Raw genomic sequence first — 19,104 nt, 5'->3', positions numbered from 1 at the left:
GCGGCCCGTGGCCGCGCCGGCCGGCCCGGCCCGTGGCTGCCCCCGCCGCGAGGAGCGACAACGTGACGATCACGACCATGGCGTACGAGGACGGCGCCGGCATCGACTTCCCCAGCCTGCGGGCGCAGCGCCGGGCGCGCGTGCTCGCCGCGCTGGCCGAGCACGACATCGACGTCCTGCTGCTCGGCCGGCAGGGCAACGCCCGCTACGTCGCCGGTCACCGGCCGCTGTGGCGGGCGGTCGTGACCGGCTGGGGGCCGGTCTGCGCGCTGGTCCGCGCCGACGCGGCCGTGCACCTGCTGGTCACCACCTGGGACGACGGGGTGCCGCCGGACATCCCGCGCGAGCGCCTGTCCGGCCTGGTGTGGAACCCGCGGCTGATCCAGGCCAACGTGGCCCGGATCGACGGGCTCGCGGCGGCGCGCCGGATCGCCGTCGACGGGATGTCGGCGTCGATGGCGACGCTGCTGCGCGACCTCGCCCCGCGCGCCGAGCTGGTGGACGCCGAGGCGCTGTTGCGCCCGCTGCGCTCGGTCAAGCTGCCCGGCGAGGTCCGGTGTCTGCGCACGGCGCTCGCGCTCGTCGAGGGCGCGCTGCACGAGGCGGCCGCGCTCGCGGCCCCGGGCGCGCGGGAGCTGACGGTGAAGGGCGCGTTCCACGCGGCGCTGGCCCGCAACGGCCTCAACCACGCCGCGTCCGAGGGCACGTTCTGCGCCACCCCGCGCGAGGCCGCGGGCTTCGCGGACGGCGTGCCGCTGCGGCTGCGGCCCTCGGCCAGGACCCTCGGGGCGGGAGACCTGGTGGCGCTGAGCGGTGCCGCCCACCATGCCGGCTACGAGGGAACGGTCGCCAGGACCCGGCTCGTCGCGGGGCCGGCCGCCTCCGGTCCGACGGCGCCGCGGCGCGCCCTCTACCGGCGGTGGCGGGCCGCCTACGACAGGCTCGCCGCGGCCTGCCGGCCGGGGGCGACCGTGCGCGACCTGGCGGCGGCCTGGGCGGCGACCGGCGAGCCGCTGCCGCCGCTGCCGATCGCCTTCGGGATCGGCCTCGGCGTCGAGCCGCCGTTCCTCGGTGGGGCGCGCGGCCCCGCGCCGGTCGACGCGCCGATCCGTGCCGGAACCGTGCTGGTGCTGCAGCCCTATGTGTGGGAGCCGGGGGAGGGCGGCTACCTCGGCGCCGAGACCGTGCTGGTCCGCGACGACGGACCGGAGCGGCTGAGCCGGTTGTCCCACGCCCCGTTCGAGGACGAGTGGTGACGGCGGCGCGGGGCGTGGCCCGGACTGGGGCGTGGCCCGGCGCGTCGCCGGGGCCGCCCGGCGGGCGCCGGGCGGCGCGCGGCGACGGTCCGGGTCAGGTCGGCCGTGCCGGCCGGGCGCCGCCGGGCGTGTCGGCCGGCCGGGCCGGGGACGCGACGATGCCCTCCAGCAGGGCGCGGCGCAGCTGCGCGAGCAGCTGGCTCTCCTGTTCGGGGGCGAGTGGCAGATGCCCGTAGCGCTTGGTGTCCAGGAGGCTGTGGATGGAGCTGGTGATGATCCGGACCATCGGCACCGGGTCGACCTCCGGGTCGATCGACCCGTCCGCGACGCCCGCCCGCAGCGCGATGGTCCACAGGTCGAGCGTGCGGCTGCTGCGGGACATGACCTCCTCGATGCTGGACAGCGCGGTCCAGTCGTAGTGCAGGATCGTCAGCTCCAGGCGGTGCGCGGCGCAGACGGTGAAGACCTCCTGGATCATTCGGGCGACCTTGGCCGCGCCGTTCTCCGTCGGGTCCTCGAGCACGGCGGCCTGGCGCGGGAGAAGCGTGTCGTAGAAACGGACGACGATATCCGTGATCATCTCGGTCTTGCTCTTGAAATGCGAGTAAAGACTGCCCGCCATCAGCCCGCTGGCCTCCGCGAGGTCCCGCATCGAGGCGGCCTGGTAGCCGTTGGCGGCGAACTGTCTCCGCGCGATGTCGAGAATCTCTTCGCGTCGCGACGCCAATGCTCCTCCTGTCAGCCGGCCGCGCCAGATACTGCTCGCCCGGTATCCGCCGGCCGGAACGGGACCGGCGACGCGGCGAGAGCGCGTCGAAGCGGCACGTTATCGCCCCGCCACACCTCGGGGTGACTCGGGTGGCCGGACCGGGCCCCTGACCTGAGCCGACATGCTCCGGCACCCCGCGTACAGGTTACAAACTAACACTTGTAAGCAAAGCCGTCCGGCGTGTTTAATCGGTTGGCGGGCGGCCCAGGGCCGCTGGCCACGGGCTCGAGTGGTCCGTGTGCTCACCGGATCCAGGGCCCTACGCCCCGAGTTTCGGGCCCGTCGCCGCGTCGCCCGGCCGGCGACGCGGCCCGACAGACGCGCCACGACCCGCGCGCGAACGCCGCCGCGCATATTCAGCCGCGCCGAACGTGATACCGCCTGGCCCGCCGAATCCTGATCCGCCCTGCTCATAGGGAGTACGTGACGATGCGCCCACGATCCACCCCGGGAACCTCGCGATGGACGCGCGATATCCGCCGGTACCCGTTGTTAGCGAACGTGGCGGGACTGGTCGCGCTCGCCGTGGTCGCCGCCGCCTGTGGCTCCTCCGGCGGATCGGACGGCCCGCGCGGGGTCACCGACACCAGCATCACGATTGGTGGCATCGCCGCGCTGACCAGCGCGAGCGGCGGCTACCCAGGCGCCGACATCGGCGCCAAGGCCCGCTTCGAGCGGGCGAACCGGGAGGGCGGCATAAACGGCCGCACGATCTCCTACATCGGGGTGTCCGACGACCAGGAGGCCGGCGACACCAACCTGCAGCTCGTCCACAAGGCCGTCCAGCGGGACAAGGTCTTCGCGATCGTGCCCATGCTCGGCGCCGGCTTCCTGCCCGCCAGCTCCGACTACCTGAACGCCCAGAAGGTCCCGTCGGTCGGCTGGGGCTTCATGCCCGGTCAGTGCAGTGGCGACAAGGCCGGCTTCGCCTTCGGCTACAACGGATGCATCCAGCCGCCCGGCGCCACGGTCGTGAACACCTCGCTCGCCAAGCCCATCATCGACAGGCTCGGCGCCGGCACGACGGTCGCGATCGTCTCCGATGACTCGGCCAACAGCACGGACGGCCTCAAGACGGTGCGGGCGGCCTTCCTCGCCGCCGGCGCGAAGGTCGTCTACGCCAAGGCGAACGTGCCCACCACCGAGAAGGTCGACTACACCCCGTTCGTCCAGGCCGTGATGACGAGCGACGACGGCGCCCCGCCTGGCCTGGTCGTGTTCAACAGCCTGTTCGCGAACACCGTGGGGATCAGCGCCGGGCTGCACACCGCGGGCTACAAGGGCGCCTTGCTGAACTACATCACCTACTCACCCGGCCTGCTCGAGGGCAGCGCGGACATCACGGCGGCGCTGCAGGGCAGCTACGTGAGCACCCAGTTCCTGCCGACCGAGTTCGGCGGCGACGCCATCACACAGCTCACCGACGACATCAAGGCCGTCGACCCGAACGCCAAGCTGACGCTCGGCGCGATCCAGAGCTACTGGATGGCCGACGTCTTCGTGCAGATGCTCCAGGCCGCCGGACGTGACCTGACGCCGGAACGCTTCGACGAGGTCGTCAACGGCAGCTTCACCTACCAGCCGACGGCCAGCCAGCCCGGCATCGGGCCGATCTCGTTCCCGGCCGGGCACGGCGAGCCGGCCCCCTGCTCGGCGCTGGTCCAGATCGAGGGCACCAGCTACCAGCCGGTCAGCCCGATGACCTGCACGGGCAACGTCCCGATCGCCAGCGTGCCGCGGTAGCCGCCCCAGCCCGCCTGGCGGGACGCGGCCACCGCCGGCCCGTCCCGCCAGGCGATGCCCGCCAGGCGATGCCCGCCAGGTGGTGCCCGCGAGGTGGTGCCGAGGCCCGGGAGGACCTGACCGGATGAACACCTTCATCGCCCTGCTGGTGAGCGGGGCGGTTTCAGGCGCGGTGTACTCGCTGCTCGCCGTCGGCCTGGTCCTGCAGCAGACCGCCCTGCGGATCTTCAACTTCGCGCACACCGCCGTCGCGTTCTCGATCGCGCTGCTCTACTACGAGCTGACGACGGGACTCGGCTGGCCGGTGCCGCTCGCCGTCGCCGTCGCCGTGCTGGTCGCGGCGCCGCTGCTGGGCCTGGTGGTCGACGCCGTGCTGTTCCGGCCGCTGCGGGACGCGGACGACGCCACCAAGATCGTGGCAACGGTCGGCCTGCTGATCGCGCTGCCCGCGCTCACGCTGTTCCTCGTCGAGACCGCGGTCGACACCTTCGGCGCCGACATCCCCCGCGGCGACAACATCACCTATCCGCCCGGGATCGGACCGACCCCGAAGCACGTCTGGCACCTGACCGACTGGCTGCACGTCGACTCCAACCAGACGATCGTGCTCGTCTCGGCGGCCGTCATCGCCGCGGGCCTGTGGGCGCTGCTGCACCGTTCCCGGCTCGGCCTGCGGGTGCGGGCCACCGTCGACCGCCGCCAGCTCGCCGAGTACCGCGGCGTCGACACCCGGACGACCTCCAGGCTGGTCGTGCTGGGCAGCTTCGCCCTCGCCGGGTTCACCGGCGTCATCGGCGCGCCCTTCTTCAGCCTGACGCCCGCCTCCTTCACCGGCCTGGTCGCGGTCGGCGCCGCCGCGGCGGTGCTGGGCAGCCTGCGCTCGATGCCGCTGGCGTTCCTCGGCGGCCTGCTGCTGGGCGTCGCGCAGAGCATGTTCTCCGGCTACGCGCGCTTCGCCGACTCGGTCCACGGCGCGGCCTCGGCGCTGCCCTACGTCCTGCTGTTCGCCGGGCTGTTCTACCTGGCCAGGGACCGCGGGCGGATCGCGAGCTCCGTCGCCGAGGCGCGCCTGCCACCCGACCATCTCGCCGGGCTGGCGGCCTGGCGCCGCTACGCGCCCTGGACCGCCGCCGCGCTCGCGCTCTACCTCTTCGCCCAGTTCGGCGCCGACGACTACTGGCTGACCCTGATCGTGCAGGGCCTCGCCTTCTGCATGATCTTCCTGTCGTTCGTGCTCGTCACCGGCCTCGGCGGGATGGTCAGCCTCGCGCAGGCCGCGTTCGTCACCTTCGCCGCGCTCGTGTTCGGGCTCTGCCTCAGCCACGGTCTTCCGTTCCTGCTGGCCGCGCTGATCGGGGTGGCGGCCGCCGCCCTGCTCGGGGCGGTGGTCGCCGTCCCGGCGCTGCGGCTCGGCGGCCTCGCGCTCGCGCTGGCCACGCTCGCGCTGGCGCTCGTCGGCGACACCGTCCTGTTCCCCTGGGAGGCGCTGAGCAACGGCGAGTACGGCTGGACGATCCCGCGGCCGACCCTGCTCGGCTTGGACCTGGCCGACGACCGGGTGCTCGCCGGGGTGCTGCTCGCGCTGGTCGCGCTGGCCTGCGCCGCGATCGGGGCGCTGCGCGACTCGCCGTCCGGGCACGCCGTGACCGCCGTGCGCTCCGCGCCGGCGGCCGCGACCTCGGTGGGTATCTCGGCCGCCTGGGCGAAGCTGCGGATCTTCACGGTGTCCGCCGCCGTGGCGGGCCTCGGCGGGATCATGCTCGCGACGGTCAACCAGAGCGTCAGCCACACCAGCCTCGACGCGATGACCGGCCTCGGCTGGCTCGCGGTCGTGGTCCTGTTCGGCATCCGCCGGCCCGCGGGCGCCGTGGTCGCCGGCCTGTTCTTCGCCGCCAGCCCGGAGATCCTCTCGCACGTCACCAGCTCGACCAGGATCCGGGACATCCTGTTCGGCCTTGGCGCGATCCAGCTCGCCAAGGCGCCCGACGGGATCGTCACCCAGATCAGCGGCGCGCTGGCCGGGGCGCGCCGGCGCGCACAGCGGCGCGCGCGCCTCGACACCCCCGGGGACGGCGCGGGAGGCGCCGTCCCGGCCAGGGCGCCCGGCGTCGGCGCCCACGCCGACGGTTCGGAGCCGGCCGCCGTGGGCGGCCTGGCGGCCGCGAGAGACCTGGCGGCCGTGAGGGACCCGGAGGTCGACGCCTCGATGCCGGGCGACCCGCTCACGACCACCGGGCCGGGCGACGCGCGGGCCGACGGCCCCGCCGTCGGCCCCGCCGTCGGCCCCGCCGTCGGCCTGCGGCTACGCGGCGTCCGGGCGGGTTACGGCGCCGTCGAGGTACTGCGCGGAATCGACCTGGTGGTCCGGCGCGGCGCCGTGACCGTCCTGCTCGGCGCCAACGGGGCGGGCAAGTCCACGGTCTGCGCCGTGATCGCCGGCGGCCTCGCCCCGACGGCGGGAGCGATCGAGCTCGCCGGCGCGGACGTCACCGCCCTGCCCGCCCATCGCCGGGTCGGGCATGGGCTCGCGTTCGCCCCGGAGTCCCGCGGCGTGTTCCCCGCGCTCACCGTCACCGAGAACCTCGCCCTCGCGCTGCCGCGCGGCGTCGACGCGAGCGGCGGCGTCGCGGCCGTCCTCGACCGGTTCCCCGCGCTGGCCGCGCGCCGCCGGGTCGCCGCCGGCAACCTGTCCGGCGGCGAGCAGCAGATGCTGGCGCTGGCCCCGATGCTGCTCGACCCGCCACGGGTGCTCGTCGCCGACGAGCCATGCCTGGGGCTCGCGCCCCGGATCTCGGCGCGGGTGCTCGAGCTGTTCGCCGAGCTCGCCGCCGCCGGCACCGCCGTCCTCGTCGTCGAGGAGAAGGCGCGTCACGTGCTCGACCTCGCCGACGAGGTCGCGTTCCTCGACCTGGGCCGGGTCGCCTGGTCGCGGGCGGCCGGCGACGTCGACCGCGACACCCTCGCCGACGCCTACCTGACGGGAGCGCCATGACGATGACCGGGACCGGGGCCCGCCCGGCGCTGCGGGTCACCGACGTCACCGTCCGCTTCGGCGGGGTCGTCGGCCTCGACGGCGTCTCGCTGGACGTCGGCCGAGACGAGGTGGTCGGCGTGATCGGGCCCAACGGCGCCGGCAAGACCACGCTGTTCGACGTCACCTCCGGCCTTCGCTCCCCGGCCAGCGGCCGGGTGTGGCTCGACGGCGCCGACGTCACCCGCCGGTCGGCGACCTGGCGGGCCCGGCACGGCCTGCGTCGCACCTTCCAACGCCAGCAGGTCTTCGGCGAGCTGACCGTGCTCGACAACCTGCTCGCGGCGCAGGAATGGCGCGGTCGCACCGGAGGGATCGCCGCCGACGTCCTGGGCCTGTCCCGGCGGCTCGCCGTGGCGCGGGCCCGCCGGCGGCGCGCCGAGGAGATGCTCGACCTGTGCGGGCTGGCCGGCAGCCGGGACGCGTACGCCGCGACGCTGCCGATCGGGCAGGCCCGGCTGCTGGAGCTCGCCCGCGCGGTCGTCGACCGCCCGACCGTGCTGCTGCTGGACGAGCCAACCTCGGGTCTCGGTGACGCCGGCTCCGCCGTGCTCGCGGAGGCGATCACCCGGATCCGCCGGGAGCAGGGCTGCGGCGTCGTCCTCGTCGAGCACGACGTGCCGTTCGTGATGCGTCACTGCCACCGGGTCGTCGTGCTCAACCTCGGCCGGGTCATCGCCGCCGGCACGCCGGACGAGGTTCGCGCCGATCGGCTCGTCCGGGAGGCCTATCTCGGCTGACCACCCTTTTCATCCCCCTTCTCGTCCACCCGTTCGCGCCCACCCGTTCCCGTCCGCCGGTCCGCCGCCGTGGCGGAGTGCTCGATCAGCAGCCAGGAGCAGCACACGTGATCCATTACGACTTCGACGGCAAGGTCGCCGTCGTCACCGGAGCGGCGGGCGGCATCGGCCGTGCCACCGCCCGCAGGCTCGCCGCCGCCGGCGCCCGCGTCGTCGTCGCCGACCTCGACCTCGATCAGGCCGAGGAGACCGTCAAGCTGATCGCCGGCGACGGCGGCGACGCGGCGGCGGTCCGCGTCGACGTCGCCGAGTCGGCCTCGGTGAAGGCGATGGTCGACTTCACCGTCCGCCGCTACGGAGGGCTGGACTACGCCCACAACAACGCCGGGATCGTCGGTGCTGGCGCGAACATCGCCGACATGCCCGACGAGGTCTGGGAACGCGGCATCGCCGTGATGCTGTCCGGGGTGTTCTACGGGATGAAGCACGAGATCCCGGCGATCCTGGCCCGCGGCGGCGGCGCGATCGTGAACACGTCCTCGGGCGCCGGCCTGATCGGCTTCCCGGGCATGGGCAACTACGTGGCGGCCAAGCACGGCGTGATCGGGCTGACCCGCACGGCGGCGCTGGAGTACATCACCCAGGGCATCCGGATCAACGCCATCTGCCCCGGCACGGCCCGCTCCCGCATGGTCGACGACTGGATGCGGGGCAGCGCCGAGGCGGAGGCGCAGGTGGCGGCGCTGCACCCGATCGGCCGGATCGCCGAGGCCGACGAGATCGCCGAGGCCGTGCTGTGGCTGCTCTCGGGCGCCGCGTCGTTCGTCGTCGGCGCCGCCCTGCCCGTCGACGGCGGCTACACGATCACCTGACCCGCGCGGTCACGCACGCCCCCCTTTCACCTCGGCCCCTTCACGTCGACGACGGGCGGCGAGCAGAGACAGCCGAGCAGAGACAAGAGACAAGAGACAGCCGAGCAGAGACAGGAGCCGTTCATGACGACGAGCCGGGCCGAGGCGGCCGCGGACCGCCTGGAGATCCACGAGGTGCTGACCCGCTACACCCACGCCGTCGACGCCCGCGACTGGCCGCGGCTGTCCGAGGTGTTCACCGAGGGTTCCGTCGTCGACTTCACCCGCAACGGTGGCGTCCGCGCCGCCTACCCGGAGATCGTGGACTACCTGCGCGAGTCACTGTCGATCTTCGTCGCGTGCCAGCACTACCTCTCCAACGTCGACATCCAGCTCGACGGCGACACCGCCAGCGGACGCGCCTACGTGCTCACCCAGATGATCACCCTGGACGGCCGGGGCGGGGAGACGCTGCTCGCCGACGGCGGCTACTACGACTGCCGGTTCGCCCGCACCGCCACCGGCTGGCGGCTCACCGAGTACGTCGCCGGCCTGGTCTGGCTGGACGGCGCCTGGCCCCAGGGCGTGCCACGGCCGGGGTGGTGGGGAGCGCCAGGCAACCGGTTCGCCCCCGCCGCGGTGGAGGTCTCGGCGGCGGAGGTCTCGGCCGCGGAGGGCTCATGAGCCCGGCCGGGCCCGGCGCGGCCGGAACCGGCGAGGGGCTCGACGGCAAGGTCGTGCTGGTCTCGGGCGCGGCGCGCGGCCAGGGGGAGGCGGAGGCCAGACTGCTCGTCGCCCGCGGCGCCCGCGTCGTGCTCGGCGACGTCCTCGACGAACAGGGCGAGGCCGTCGCGGCCGACCTCGGCGACGACGCCCGTTACCTGCGCCTGGACGTGGCCGACCCGAACCACTGGGCCGGCGCCGTCGACCACGCTGTCGCGGCCTTCGGCCGGCTCGACGCGGTCGTCAACAACGCCGGGATCGTGCGCACCGGGCTGATCGAGGACACCGCGCTCGACGACTACCTCGCGGTCGTCCAGGTCAACCAGGTTGGCTGCTTCCTGGGGATGCGGGCGGCGATCGCTCCCCTGCGGGACACCGGCGGCGGCTCCATCGTGAACGTGTCCTCCACCGCGGGCATCGAGGGCGTGCCCGGTGTGGTCGCCTACGTCGCGTCCAAGTTCGCCATCCGCGGGATGACCAAGACGGCGGCGCTCGAACTCGGCCGCTACGGGATCCGGGTCAACTCGGTCCACCCCGGCACGATCGACACCCCCATGGTCGACGCCCCGGAGTTCGCGGGCGTCGACAAGGAGGCGGTCTTCGCCGCGCTGCCCGTGCCCCGGATCGGCCGGCCAGCCGACGTGGCCGAGATGGTCGCCTTCCTGGTGTCCGACCGCGCCTCCTACTGCTCCGGCGCCGAGTTCGTCGTCGACGGCGGCGCGCTGGCCGGCAGCCCCATGAACATCAGCTGACGAGAGGGAGATCGGCGTGAGCGAGCGGGACATCCGGGCGATCGGGTCGCTGGTGTACTCCTACCCACGGCTCATCGACGACGGCGACTTCGACGCGGTCGCGGACCTGTTCCAGCACGCCCGCGTGATCGCCGGCGACGGCACCGTCTTCCAGGGGCGCGAGGTACTCCGTGAGCTCTGGGCGTCCGGCGTCCGCCTCCACGAGGACGGCACCCCGCGCACCCAGCACGTCGTCACCAACCTCGACATCACCCACGCCGAGGGCGCCGACACGGCGACGGCCTCCAGCTACGTCACCGTCCTGCAGGCCTGCCCCGGCCTGCCGCTACAGGTGATCGCGGCCAGCCGCCACGACGACGTCTTCGAACGGGTCGACGGCGCCTGGCGTTTCGCCGAGCGCCGCGACCGCCAGCGCCTCGTCGGCGACCTCTCCCACCACTTCGCCCCGCCACCCGCGTCCGCCTGAACCGTCCCCGCTCGCGCCGCGGTCTCGCCACCCGAGGTCCTCGTCGTCCCGACGGCACGCGGCCTGGTCCTCGAGCAGATGCGACCGATCGGTCAGGCCCGGTGCGCGCCCGCGGCGGCGGGCTCGGCCCCCGCGGCGCCGGCGGCGGGTGGCGAGGGCGTCCGATCGGGACGGCGGGAACGGGAACGAAGGCACGCCCGCCGGACCACCCCGCTTGTATCAGGCGGCCTCGGGCGGGTCGTGCCCGCGCGTCGCTACAACCTGTCGCGGCAGCGCGCCGCCGGTGGATCACGACGACCGGCGGACAGCCAGGGTGAGATCTTCTAGCATCCCGGAAGGTGCTCCGGAGAAGACTGGTGACCGCCTGGTCGCGCGCGGTCGCCACAAGGCGTCCCCTGACGGAATACCCACGTCCCCAGCTCGCGCGACCGTCCTGGCTCTCGCTGAACGGCACCTGGGAGTTCGGGGGAGAACGGGGATCGGAAGGGCCCGCCGCCGGCGGCGGGCAGGGGGGTCTCGGCGGATTCGACGACCCACCGGTCGGCCGGCGGCTGCCGCGGCGCATCCTGGTCCCGTTTCCGGTCGAGTCGGCGTTGTCCGGCATTGGGGCCGCGTACGAGCGGATGTGGTACCGCCGGACCTTCCGTGTACCGCCCGACTGGGCGGCCGGGCGGGTGCATCTTCATTTTGGCGCGGTCGACTGGGAATGCCGGGTATGGATCAACGGCGTCGCCGTGGGCGTGCACCGAGGTGGCTACGACGCCTTCGGCTTCGACATCACGCCTTACCTGACCTGGAGCCAGGAAGAAGTGCTCGTCCACGTATTCGACCCGACGGACGGCGGCGGGCAGCCGCTGGGCAAGCAGCGCCGCCACCCGGGCGGGATCTTCTACACCTCGGCCTCGGGGATCTGGCAGACGGTCTGGCTGGAGCGGACGCCGACCTGCCACCTGTCCCGGCTCACCCTCACCCCGGATCTGGCCGCCGGCGCCGTCCACGTCCTGGTGAACGCGGTCCAGGCGGACGCGGCCCTGGCGGACGCGCGGCCGGCACTGGGCGAAAGCCCCGGTCAGACAGGGGCCGCGCATCCCGATCCGGCGGTCCCGGTCCGGGTGGAGGTGCGGGCCGGGCTGGCGGCCGGGGCCGAGACGGTGGCGGCCGGGACGGGCGTCAGCGGCCGGCCGTTCACGGTGGAGATCCCGGACGTGCGGGCCTGGTCACCCGAGGACCCGTTCCTGTACGGCGTGACCGTCACGGTCGCCGACGGGCGAGGCGGGCCTCCCGCCGTGGGCGACCGGGTGGACAGCTACGTCGGGATGCGGTCGGTCGAGGTGACGGAGGTTTCCGGCGAGCCACGGCCGCTGCTCAACGGCAGGTTCGTCTTCCACCTCGGGCTGCTGGACCAGGGCTACTGGCCGGACGGCGTCTACACGGCACCGACGGACGACGCGCTGCGGCGCGACCTCGAGGTGGCGAAGGAGCTCGGCTTCACCTGCGTCCGCAAGCACGCGAAGGTCGAGCCGGCGCGCTGGTACTACTGGGCCGACCGGCTCGGCATGCTCGTCTGGCAGGACATGCCGTCCATGCCGCATGACCGGGAGCCGGACGAGGCAGCTCGCCGGCAGTTCGAGGCCGAGCTGGCGGCGCTGGTCGAGCAGTGCCGTGCCTTCCCGTCCGTAGTCGGGTGGGTGCCGTTCAACGAGGGCTGGGGCCAGTACGACGTCGCGCGCATCGCCCGGGCCGTTCGGGCCCTCGACCCGACTCGCCTCGTCAGCGAGAACAGCGGCAGCGCGGATCCTGGGAACAACTGGATCGACGCGGGAGCGGGCCACGTGGCCGACCTGCACTCCTATCCAGGCCCGGCCGCCGTCGCGGCCTCGGACGGCCGCTGTCGCGCGCTCGGCGAGTTCGGCGGCATCGGACTGCCAATGACCGGCCATGCCTGGCCCGCGACCGAAGGGTTCAGCTACGAGTGGGCCACCTCGCCCGGCCAGCTCACCGATCGCTACGTGGGAATGGTCGACGAGCTGCGCGCGCTCGCCCGCGATCAGGGCCTCAGCATCGCCATCTACACCCAGGCGACGGACGTCGAGGGCGAACGCAACGGCCTGCTGACCTACGACCGCGCCGTCCTCAAGGTGGATCCCGAGCGGGTACGCGCCGCCCACCAGCGGCTGTACGACGACATCCACGCCGACGTCCGTGCCGACGTCCGCGCCGACGTCCGTGCCCTGCCGCCCGCCGCTCCTGGAAGCGACGCGGGCCAGCTACCCCCCGAGCCGGGCCGGACGCCATAGGTGACTTCGTGGTCTCCAGCGGTGACCGACCGGGTGGATGGAGGCATGGAGAGGAGCGCCGCACCACCCCGATGGAGGTATCCGAAGACTGCTTTGTTTGAGTCACGCGGTCGGTGGGGTAAAGCTCCCGATACCACGACGAGTGATCGTCGAAAAGTATTCCGCCCACCTGGAGGATCTCGTGCTCTGGACTATCATCGCCTGGATCGTGCTCGGTCTCATCGCCGGCGCGGTCGCACGTCTTGTCGTGCCCGGCCGTGATCCGCTCGGCATTGGGGCGACAATTCTCCTCGGTATCGTCGGCTCGTTCGTCGGCGGATTCCTCGGATACCTTCTCTTCGGCAAGGACCTGGGCGAGGGCGCGCTGCAGCCGTCCGGCATCATCGGGTCCATCATCGGCGCGATCGCCGCCCTGCTGATCTACCGGGCCGCCAGCCGGCGCCGCGTCCTGCGCTGAGGGCCGCTCGCGACGACGGGCTCCCGCCGGACCGGGAGCGACCCGGATCGGTCGGCGGGCGGGCCTCGCCAGGACACCGCGCGACGAAACTCCGCCTGATGGGCGGCTGGGGCAGCCTCCACGGTGCCCCAGCCGCCCATCGCCGTTCCGGCGCGGCCGTGGCCGTCGCCGCCCGGCCGGTGAGCCGTTCGCCGACGACATCCAGAGGCACCGTCGCGAGACAGCGGCCAGCTCGTGATCTTGTCTGTGGGGCGTCCTCGTGAGCGTCCTCCGGCCACCGGGTGACCGCCTGACGCACCCTGTCGGCCACCTCACGTTTTCAGAACGGCAGACCTGGTAGGAACTGGCGTGGCCCGAGAGGTTTCGGCGCCGCGCGAGGAGGGGACGCGATGGCTGACGAAGAACTGAGCATCCTGCTGAAAAGCGCGAATCCGGCAATGGTCGTCGTGACCGCCGCCGCAGGCGGGGAACGGGCCGGCTGCCTGGTCGGTTTCCACGGCCAGTCCAGCATCACGCCGCCCCGGTACTGCGTGTGGCTGTCGAAGGCGAACCACACCTTCAGGATCGGGCTGCGCTCGACGCATTTCGGGCTGCATTTCCTCGGCGCCGACGACCACGCGATGGCGGAGGCGTTCGGATCGCTCACCGGTGACGAGACCGACAAGTTCGCCGGCCGGTCGGTGCTGCCCGGGCCAGGGGGCGTCCCGCTGCTGGCCGACCTTCCCAACCGGCTGGTGGGCCGGAGGCTGTGCGTCCTGGACGACGGCGGGGACCACGTCTGCTTCACCCTGGAACCCGTCGCGGTCCGCGGGCCGACGTCTCCGTTCATCCCGTTGCGCCAGTCCCAGGCGCTGGACATCGCGCCCGGGCACGGCAACGCCGAACGCCCCGCGCCGCCGACCGAACGAGCCCTCCCCGGCGGCGCGCGCCTCAGGACGTGAGCAGCGAGCGGGCGTCCTCCGTGTCGAGGTGCGTGCAGCTCTGCTCGGTGCGCACGATGGCCTCGACCACGTCGATCTCGAGCATCGTCCAGCGCTCGCCGAGGTCGAACAGGTCAGCGGTGGGATGCCGGTCCGCGAAGTGCGCGGTGAGCCGGGCCGCGTCCACGGCCGGCACCGCGGCCACCCAGCCGCCGAAGGCGATCGAGACCCAGTGGGCCCGCCCCGCGACCGGCCCACAGAACTGGAACCGGCAGGCCTGGTCGTCGTCTCCGAGCAGGTGGCCGATCGCGGCCGGCGCCAGCACGAGGAGGCGGGTGACCGGCTCCGTCGGCCAGGTGGCGTCCAGGCCGGCGATCTGCTCGACGCCGGTGACATGTTCGCCGGCTCCGGCCGCGGCTGGGTCGGCCGCCGGTCTCTCGTCCGTGGGAAGGTCGCGGGCCGGCGCGGGAGCGGGCGACGAGTCGGCGCAGGGCTGCCCGCCCGCCGAGGGGCCAGCCGTCGGCGGCCCTTCCGGCTGGTCCGCGCGCGCCGGGTCCGTCAGCCGCGCGGGCGCGTTCGGGCTCGGCGAGCCGCTGAGACAGCGACTGGTGAAGCGCAGGCCGTGGGCGACCCGGCCGCCCCAGAGCGCGAGGCTGCCGTAGTCCGCCGAGTCCGTCAGCGCGCGCGCGGCCGCCACGAGCCCGGGGAGCCCCAGGGCGGCACCGCCACCGGGAACACCCGTCATCCGCTCCATCGCGACCTCCACTATGGTTGGCTTAAGATTAGGTTCACCTAACTTAATGGAGGCGATCGTGCGTCACAAGCCCGTGGCCAAGCTCAGCCGGGGCCTCGGACTGCCGCTGACCGAGAAGGCGGTCAAGTACTTCGAGAAGCGGCCCTACCCGCCCGGCCCGCACGGCCGCGGCCGGCGCAACCCGAGCCCCTACAAGCTCCGGCTGCTCGAGAAGCAGCGGCTGCGCTTCCAGTACCACATCAGCGAGAAGCAGCTGCGGCGCGCGTTCGAGGACGCCGACCGGGGCGATGGCCGTACCGGCCACCTGCTCATCGAGGACCTGGAGACCAGGCTGGACGCCGCTGTGCTGCGCGCCGGCTTCGCCCGGACCATCTACCAGGCCCGCCAGTTCGTGGGCCACGGGCACATCCAGGTCAACGACCGTCGCGTCGACCGTCCCGGATACCGGCTGGAGGTCGGCGACGTGGTGACGGTGTCGCCTCGCAGCCGGCGGATGGCCCCGTTCCTGCTGGCGGTCGAAGGCCCGGCGCCCCGGGTGTCGCCCCCGCCCTATCTCGAGGTGGACCGGCAGGCGCTGCTCGCCGTGCTGGCCCGGCGGCCGAGCCGCCCGGAGATACCGGTGACCTGCGACGAGCAACTGGTCGTGGAGTACTACGCGCGCTGACGGTCACCCGCGGCGGCGGGCCGCCGCGCCGCGGCCCCCGCCGCGGGAGCCTCGACCGGCGTCAAGGACGGCCCATGTCCCGGCTCGCGCGGCGGGCCGGGGCCAGGCGCCCGGGTGCCGGTCGCGCGGAAGCGATCACCGTTCGGCCGAGTCGGCCGAGTCGGTCGACTCGGCCACCGCGGAGATCATCCGGGTGTCGTCGATGACATGGCCGGCGTCGCAGACGTGCCGGACGCGGACCGGGGCGCCGCAGCCGGTGTGGGTGAAGGTCGCGGGTGGGCCGGCCTCGCCGGACAGATGGCGGTCGCCCCACTGGCGCAGCGCCGACAGCACCGGAGCCAGCTCCCGGCCGGCCGGGGTGAGCCGGTACTCCCACCGGGTCCGCGAGCCCTCCTCGCGGTAGCTGACCCGTTCCAGCGCGCCCGCGCGCACCAGGCCCGCGAGCCGGTCGGTGAGCACGGCGCGCGGCGCGCCCGTGGCCGCCTGGATGGCGTCGAAGCGGCGCACCCCGAGGCTCACCTCGCGGATGACGAGGAGCGCCCACCGCTCGCCGACCACCTCCAGCGCGCGGGCGATGGAGCAGACGCGGGGCTGCTCGAGCAGTGGTGGTGTCGTCACGAGGGTCGCACCTCCATGGTCGTGAGTGTAGTTCGCGCGCCCATCTAGGTTCGAGAATCGAACTCAGATGGTAGGGTGCGGCCATGACGATCACGGACCCGTCCACGCCCGCCCCGTCCGAGCCGGCCTCGTCCGCGTCGCCGGCGCGGGCCTTCGCCGCCTGGGGCGAGCCGCGCAGCAGGACCGTCAGCTGGCATGATCCACTGCGGACGGCCGCGCGTGCCGCGACCATGAGCGGGCTGGAGTTCCTGCGCGCCCTCCAGGACGGCTCCGTTCCGCCGCCGCCCATCGCGTCGCTGCTCGGCTTCCGGCCGGTGCGCGCCGAGCCGGGCGACGTGCTGTTCGCGTGCGCGCCGGACGAGTCCGCCTACAACCCCATCGGGGTCGTGCACGGCGGCCTCGTCTGCACCCTGCTCGACACCGCGGCGGCCTGCGCGGTCCACTCCACCCTGCCGGCCGGCATCGGGTACACGTCCATCGAGATCAAGGTGAACTACCTGCGTCCCGTGCGAGTCGAACCCGGGGAACCCACCGAGCTCCTCACGCACGGCTGGGTCACCAAGCCCGGTCGGCGGGTCGCCTTCGCCGAGGGGGATGTCCGCGACGCCGCCGGCCGCGTCGTCGCCACCGCGAGCACGACCTGCCTGGTCTTCCCGCTCGCGCCGTAGCCGGCCCGGTGCCGGGCCGCCCACCGGCCCCGTCGCGGTGGGACCGGTGAACCCGACCGGCTACGGCTTGCGGGCGACCGCGCCGTGGCTGCCGATCGGCCGCGGGCTCGTGCCGGGCTCGGGCCGCCACAGCGGGGTGGACACGACTCCCGGGTCGATCAGCTCGAGGCCGGCGACGTACCGGGCGAACTGGGCCGGTGTCCGCGGGTAGTACGGGTCGCCGGCCTCCTTGCGGCGGCGCGCGGCCTCGGCCGCGCCCCGGGCGGCCTCCGCGTCGGCGATCGTGCCGTCGTTGACGACCAGGTAGCTGCCGGCCGGAATCGCGTCGACCAGCCGCTTCACGATCTCGTAGGCCTCGTCGAGGTCGGCGACGTTGCCCAGGACGCCGAGCATCATCAGCCCGACCGGCCGGGTGAAGTCCAGGACGCCGTCGGCGGCCGCGAGAATCGCCCCGGGGTCGCGGACGTCGGCGTCGACGTAGGCGGTCGCCCCCTGTGGAGTGCTCGTCAGCAGGGCCCGGGCGTGGACGAGGACCAGCGGATCCCGGTCGACGTAGACGACGCGGGACTCCGGGGCGATCCGCTGGGCCACCTCGTGGGTGTTGCCCGCGGTGGGCAGGCCGGTCCCGATATCCAGGAACTGGCGGATGCCCGCCTCCCCGACCAGGAAGCGCACCACCCGGGCGAGGAACGCCCGTGACTCCCGCGCGACGTCGATGATCTCCGGGTAGACCTCGCGGACCTGCTCCCCGACGGACCGGTCGACGGGATAGTTGTCCTTGCCGCCCAGCCAGTAGTTCCACACCCGCGCGGAGTGCGGCACGGTGACGTCAAGGGTGGGCGCGGCGGGTCTGTCCGGACCCGGCGCGGTGTTCGATGTCAAGAAGGCTCCCCGGGACAAACTGGCTCACCGGCGTTCTCACCGTAGACCATCCGGGGGCGGACGGTTCGGCCAGGGCACCGGTCGCCCGTGCGACCGGATGCCCCGCGGATCAGCGGCGCCTGAGCTGTGACCCCGGCCGCGCCTCGGTACAGAAGTAGCGGCGATGGATCTCCAGCAGCTGGGCAGCCTCGGCCCGCGTCGACAAGTTGTCGGACTTGGTCTTGCAGCCAGGGCACACATAGCGAGCCATGATGGTGATCCTCCTCCAGGAGCGGGGACCTCAGGGGTCTGGGGTATTCCCTGCTGTCTAGCGCGCTATGCCCGGGAAGGGGCAGATTTCGAGCAGGTTGGTCGGGAGCGCTGGCCGCGGGTCTCGGGACCGGGAGGGCGGGTGACCTCTACGAGAGACGCGCGGGCGGATGATTCGAGGATGGCGACGATCCACAACACCACCCTGGTTCCGTCCAAGCTGGAGCTGCTGACGGCCTGGCTCCCTGGTCAGCCCTGGTACCTCGACGCCGGCCGGACACCGCGGCTCGTCAAGGCCGGCGGGTTCCGGGCGGACGGATGGGGACCACCGACGCGCCATCCGCCGTGCGGACCTTACCGTGGGTCCGCGTCGCCGCCAGGTCAGCAGCGCTCGGGCACGGCGGCGAGCGCCGCCTCCCGCTCCCCCGGGAGCTCGGTGCCGCCCGCGCGCACGCGGGGGAGGTGGCGGTCGAGCCACCGGGGCAGCCACCAGTTCGCGCGCCCCAGCAGCGCCATGGTGGCGGGCACCAGCACCATCCGCGCGATGGTCGCGTCGAGCACGATGGCCGCCGCCAGCCCGAGGCCCATCATCTTGACCAGCGGCGAGGGGTTCGTGACGAAGCTGAGGAACACGACCGTCATGATCAGTGCCGCGGAGGTGATCACACGTCCGGTGCCGGCCAGGCCGCGCGCGACCGCCTCGGTGCTGTCACCGATGGCGTCGTACTCCTCGCGGATGCGGGAAAGCAGGAAAACCTCGTAGTCGATGGACAGGCCGAACAGTACCGCGAAAAAGATCGTCGGCAGCGGGGAGGCGATCAGGTACGTCCGGTCGAGGCCGAACAGGGAACCGAGCCAGCCCCACTGGAACACCGCGACGACGATGCCGTACACGGCGCCGATGGACAGGGCGTTCGTCAGCACCGCCTTCAGCGGCACCACGACGGAGCGGAACACCAGCATCAGGAGGAGGAACGAAGCGACCAGGATCGCGCCTATGAAGATCGGTAGGGTCCGGGTGAGCTGCACGGTGAGGTCGTCGGTCATGGCGGTCAGGCCCGACACCGCCACGTTGTCGGGGACGAGAGCGCGGACGCGCGCGAGGGTCCGGGAGGTCGCGGGGTCCGCCGGCGCGGTGGTCGGGCGCGCGGGCAGCACGATCGTGTCGCCGCCTGGCGAGACCCGGGGCTCGCCCCCCCCCCCCCGGCCCGCGGGGGGGGGGGGCCCCCCCGGGCCCCCCGGGGGGGGGCCCGGGGGCCCCCCC

General features: G+C 73.5%; 19 protein-coding genes. 13 read left to right on the top strand and 6 right to left on the bottom strand.

The genetic code is table 11. The features are described from left to right. The first annotated feature begins 62 nt into the window (after nucleotides 1-62). On the top strand, nucleotides 63-1,256 hold the full coding sequence (locus I6A81_RS04765) for a M24 family metallopeptidase (protein WP_202999420.1): 1,194 nt from the start codon (nucleotides 63-65) through the stop codon (nucleotides 1,254-1,256). Between the two features lie 94 nt (nucleotides 1,257-1,350). Here I6A81_RS04765 and I6A81_RS04760 read toward each other — a convergent pair whose 3' ends face one another. Next, a complete protein-coding gene (locus tag I6A81_RS04760) occupies nucleotides 1,351-1,983 on the bottom strand; it encodes a TetR/AcrR family transcriptional regulator (RefSeq protein WP_202999419.1) in 633 nt (210 codons plus the stop codon). Between the two features lie 543 nt (nucleotides 1,984-2,526). Between I6A81_RS04760 and I6A81_RS04755 the strand changes: the two genes are divergently transcribed. The 10 genes from I6A81_RS04755 to I6A81_RS04710 all read left to right on the top strand — a co-directional run bounded on the left by I6A81_RS04755 (nucleotide 2,527) and on the right by I6A81_RS04710 (nucleotide 14,026). Continuing rightward, the gene (locus I6A81_RS04755; RefSeq protein ID WP_202999418.1) at nucleotides 2,527-3,768 is read left to right on the top strand and encodes an ABC transporter substrate-binding protein; all 1,242 of its coding nucleotides are present in this window, start codon (nucleotides 2,527-2,529) and stop codon (nucleotides 3,766-3,768) included. 124 nt (nucleotides 3,769-3,892) lie between these two features. Beyond that, complete coding sequence (locus I6A81_RS04750) at nucleotides 3,893-6,760, top strand: ABC transporter permease subunit (protein WP_203010112.1); 2,868 nt, start codon at nucleotides 3,893-3,895, stop codon at nucleotides 6,758-6,760. Then, complete coding sequence (locus I6A81_RS04745; protein WP_238428157.1) at nucleotides 6,757-7,539, top strand: ABC transporter ATP-binding protein; 783 nt, start codon at nucleotides 6,757-6,759, stop codon at nucleotides 7,537-7,539. The genes I6A81_RS04750 and I6A81_RS04745 overlap by 4 nt, the downstream gene beginning before the upstream one ends. Before the next feature lie 107 nt (nucleotides 7,540-7,646). Beyond that, nucleotides 7,647-8,411 (top strand): glucose 1-dehydrogenase, encoded by a 765-nt coding sequence (locus I6A81_RS04740; protein ID WP_202999417.1) that lies wholly within the window; start codon nucleotides 7,647-7,649, stop codon nucleotides 8,409-8,411. Between the two features lie 123 nt (nucleotides 8,412-8,534). Then, on the top strand, nucleotides 8,535-9,074 hold the full coding sequence (locus I6A81_RS04735) for a nuclear transport factor 2 family protein (protein ID WP_202999416.1): 540 nt from the start codon (nucleotides 8,535-8,537) through the stop codon (nucleotides 9,072-9,074). Continuing rightward, nucleotides 9,071-9,865 carry a glucose 1-dehydrogenase gene (locus I6A81_RS04730; protein ID WP_202999415.1) on the top strand — a complete coding sequence of 265 codons (795 nt, stop codon included), beginning with the start codon at nucleotides 9,071-9,073 and terminating at the stop codon, nucleotides 9,863-9,865. The genes I6A81_RS04735 and I6A81_RS04730 overlap by 4 nt, the downstream gene beginning before the upstream one ends. A 16-nt stretch (nucleotides 9,866-9,881) precedes the next feature. Next, nucleotides 9,882-10,331, top strand: coding sequence for a nuclear transport factor 2 family protein (locus I6A81_RS04725; protein ID WP_202999413.1), 450 nt, complete (start codon nucleotides 9,882-9,884; stop codon nucleotides 10,329-10,331). Between the two features lie 356 nt (nucleotides 10,332-10,687). Beyond that, complete coding sequence (locus I6A81_RS04720) at nucleotides 10,688-12,628, top strand: glycoside hydrolase family 2 protein (RefSeq protein WP_307874478.1); 1,941 nt, start codon at nucleotides 10,688-10,690, stop codon at nucleotides 12,626-12,628. Nucleotides 12,629-12,809: 181 nt separating this feature from the next. Beyond that, entirely contained in the window at nucleotides 12,810-13,085 is a 276-nt protein-coding gene (locus I6A81_RS04715; RefSeq protein WP_202999507.1) for a GlsB/YeaQ/YmgE family stress response membrane protein, read from the top strand. Between the two features lie 389 nt (nucleotides 13,086-13,474). Beyond that, on the top strand, nucleotides 13,475-14,026 hold the full coding sequence (locus I6A81_RS04710; protein WP_202999411.1) for a flavin reductase family protein: 552 nt from the start codon (nucleotides 13,475-13,477) through the stop codon (nucleotides 14,024-14,026). Here I6A81_RS04710 and I6A81_RS04705 read toward each other — a convergent pair. Next, a complete protein-coding gene (locus I6A81_RS04705; RefSeq protein WP_202999409.1) occupies nucleotides 14,016-14,759 on the bottom strand; it encodes a hypothetical protein in 744 nt (247 codons plus the stop codon). The genes I6A81_RS04710 and I6A81_RS04705 overlap by 11 nt on opposite strands. Nucleotides 14,760-14,814: 55 nt before the next feature. Between I6A81_RS04705 and rpsD the strand changes: the two genes are divergently transcribed. Next, complete coding sequence (gene rpsD / locus I6A81_RS04700) at nucleotides 14,815-15,423, top strand: 30S ribosomal protein S4 (protein ID WP_407661250.1); 609 nt, start codon at nucleotides 14,815-14,817, stop codon at nucleotides 15,421-15,423. A gap of 135 nt (nucleotides 15,424-15,558) precedes the next feature. Here the strand turns inward: rpsD and I6A81_RS04695 are convergent, their stop codons facing one another. Continuing rightward, nucleotides 15,559-16,041, bottom strand: a complete 483-nt coding sequence (locus tag I6A81_RS04695) for a winged helix-turn-helix transcriptional regulator (RefSeq protein ID WP_202999405.1) — start codon at nucleotides 16,039-16,041, stop codon at nucleotides 15,559-15,561. An 83-nt stretch (nucleotides 16,042-16,124) separates the two neighbouring features. Between I6A81_RS04695 and I6A81_RS04690 the strand changes: the two genes are divergently transcribed. Further along, entirely contained in the window at nucleotides 16,125-16,709 is a 585-nt protein-coding gene (locus I6A81_RS04690) for a PaaI family thioesterase (RefSeq protein ID WP_202999403.1), read from the top strand. Between the two features lie 60 nt (nucleotides 16,710-16,769). On the opposite strand, the gene I6A81_RS04685 is transcribed toward I6A81_RS04690, so the two are convergent. From I6A81_RS04685 to I6A81_RS04675, 3 genes are all read right to left on the bottom strand, one after another. Then, on the bottom strand, nucleotides 16,770-17,591 hold the full coding sequence (locus I6A81_RS04685) for an SAM-dependent methyltransferase (protein ID WP_202999401.1): 822 nt from the start codon (nucleotides 17,589-17,591) through the stop codon (nucleotides 16,770-16,772). A gap of 109 nt (nucleotides 17,592-17,700) precedes the next feature. Continuing rightward, entirely contained in the window at nucleotides 17,701-17,841 is a 141-nt protein-coding gene (locus I6A81_RS04680; protein ID WP_202999399.1) for a hypothetical protein, read from the bottom strand. Between the two features lie 380 nt (nucleotides 17,842-18,221). Beyond that, nucleotides 18,222-18,998, bottom strand: coding sequence for an MMPL family transporter (locus tag I6A81_RS04675; protein ID WP_323132730.1), 777 nt, complete (start codon nucleotides 18,996-18,998; stop codon nucleotides 18,222-18,224). Nucleotides 18,999-19,104: the final 106 nt, after the last annotated feature.

It is taken from the genome of Frankia nepalensis (assembly GCF_016786325.1).
Classification (GTDB): Bacteria; Actinomycetota; Actinomycetes; order Frankiales; family Frankiaceae; genus Pseudofrankia; species Pseudofrankia nepalensis.
The sequence above is the reverse complement of the archived record's forward strand: the minus strand, read 5'-3'. Positions and strand labels throughout refer to the sequence as shown.

Bases quoted from the DNA above. Each gene is read 5' to 3' on its own strand.
- I6A81_RS04750 (WP_203010112.1), top strand. From the start codon at position 3,893: ATGAACACCTTCATCGCCCTGCTGGTGAGCGGGGCGGTTTCAGGCGCG.
- I6A81_RS04745 (WP_238428157.1), top strand. From the start codon at position 6,757: ATGACGATGACCGGGACCGGGGCCCGCCCGGCGCTGCGGGTCACCGAC.
- I6A81_RS04735 (WP_202999416.1), top strand. From the start codon at position 8,535: ATGACGACGAGCCGGGCCGAGGCGGCCGCGGACCGCCTGGAGATCCAC.
- I6A81_RS04730 (WP_202999415.1), top strand. From the start codon at position 9,071: ATGAGCCCGGCCGGGCCCGGCGCGGCCGGAACCGGCGAGGGGCTCGAC.
- I6A81_RS04710 (WP_202999411.1), top strand. From the start codon at position 13,475: ATGGCTGACGAAGAACTGAGCATCCTGCTGAAAAGCGCGAATCCGGCA.
- I6A81_RS04705 (WP_202999409.1), bottom strand. From the start codon at position 14,759: ATGGAGCGGATGACGGGTGTTCCCGGTGGCGGTGCCGCCCTGGGGCTC.
- I6A81_RS04690 (WP_202999403.1), top strand. From the start codon at position 16,125: ATGACGATCACGGACCCGTCCACGCCCGCCCCGTCCGAGCCGGCCTCG.
- I6A81_RS04680 (WP_202999399.1), bottom strand. From the start codon at position 17,841: ATGGCTCGCTATGTGTGCCCTGGCTGCAAGACCAAGTCCGACAACTTG.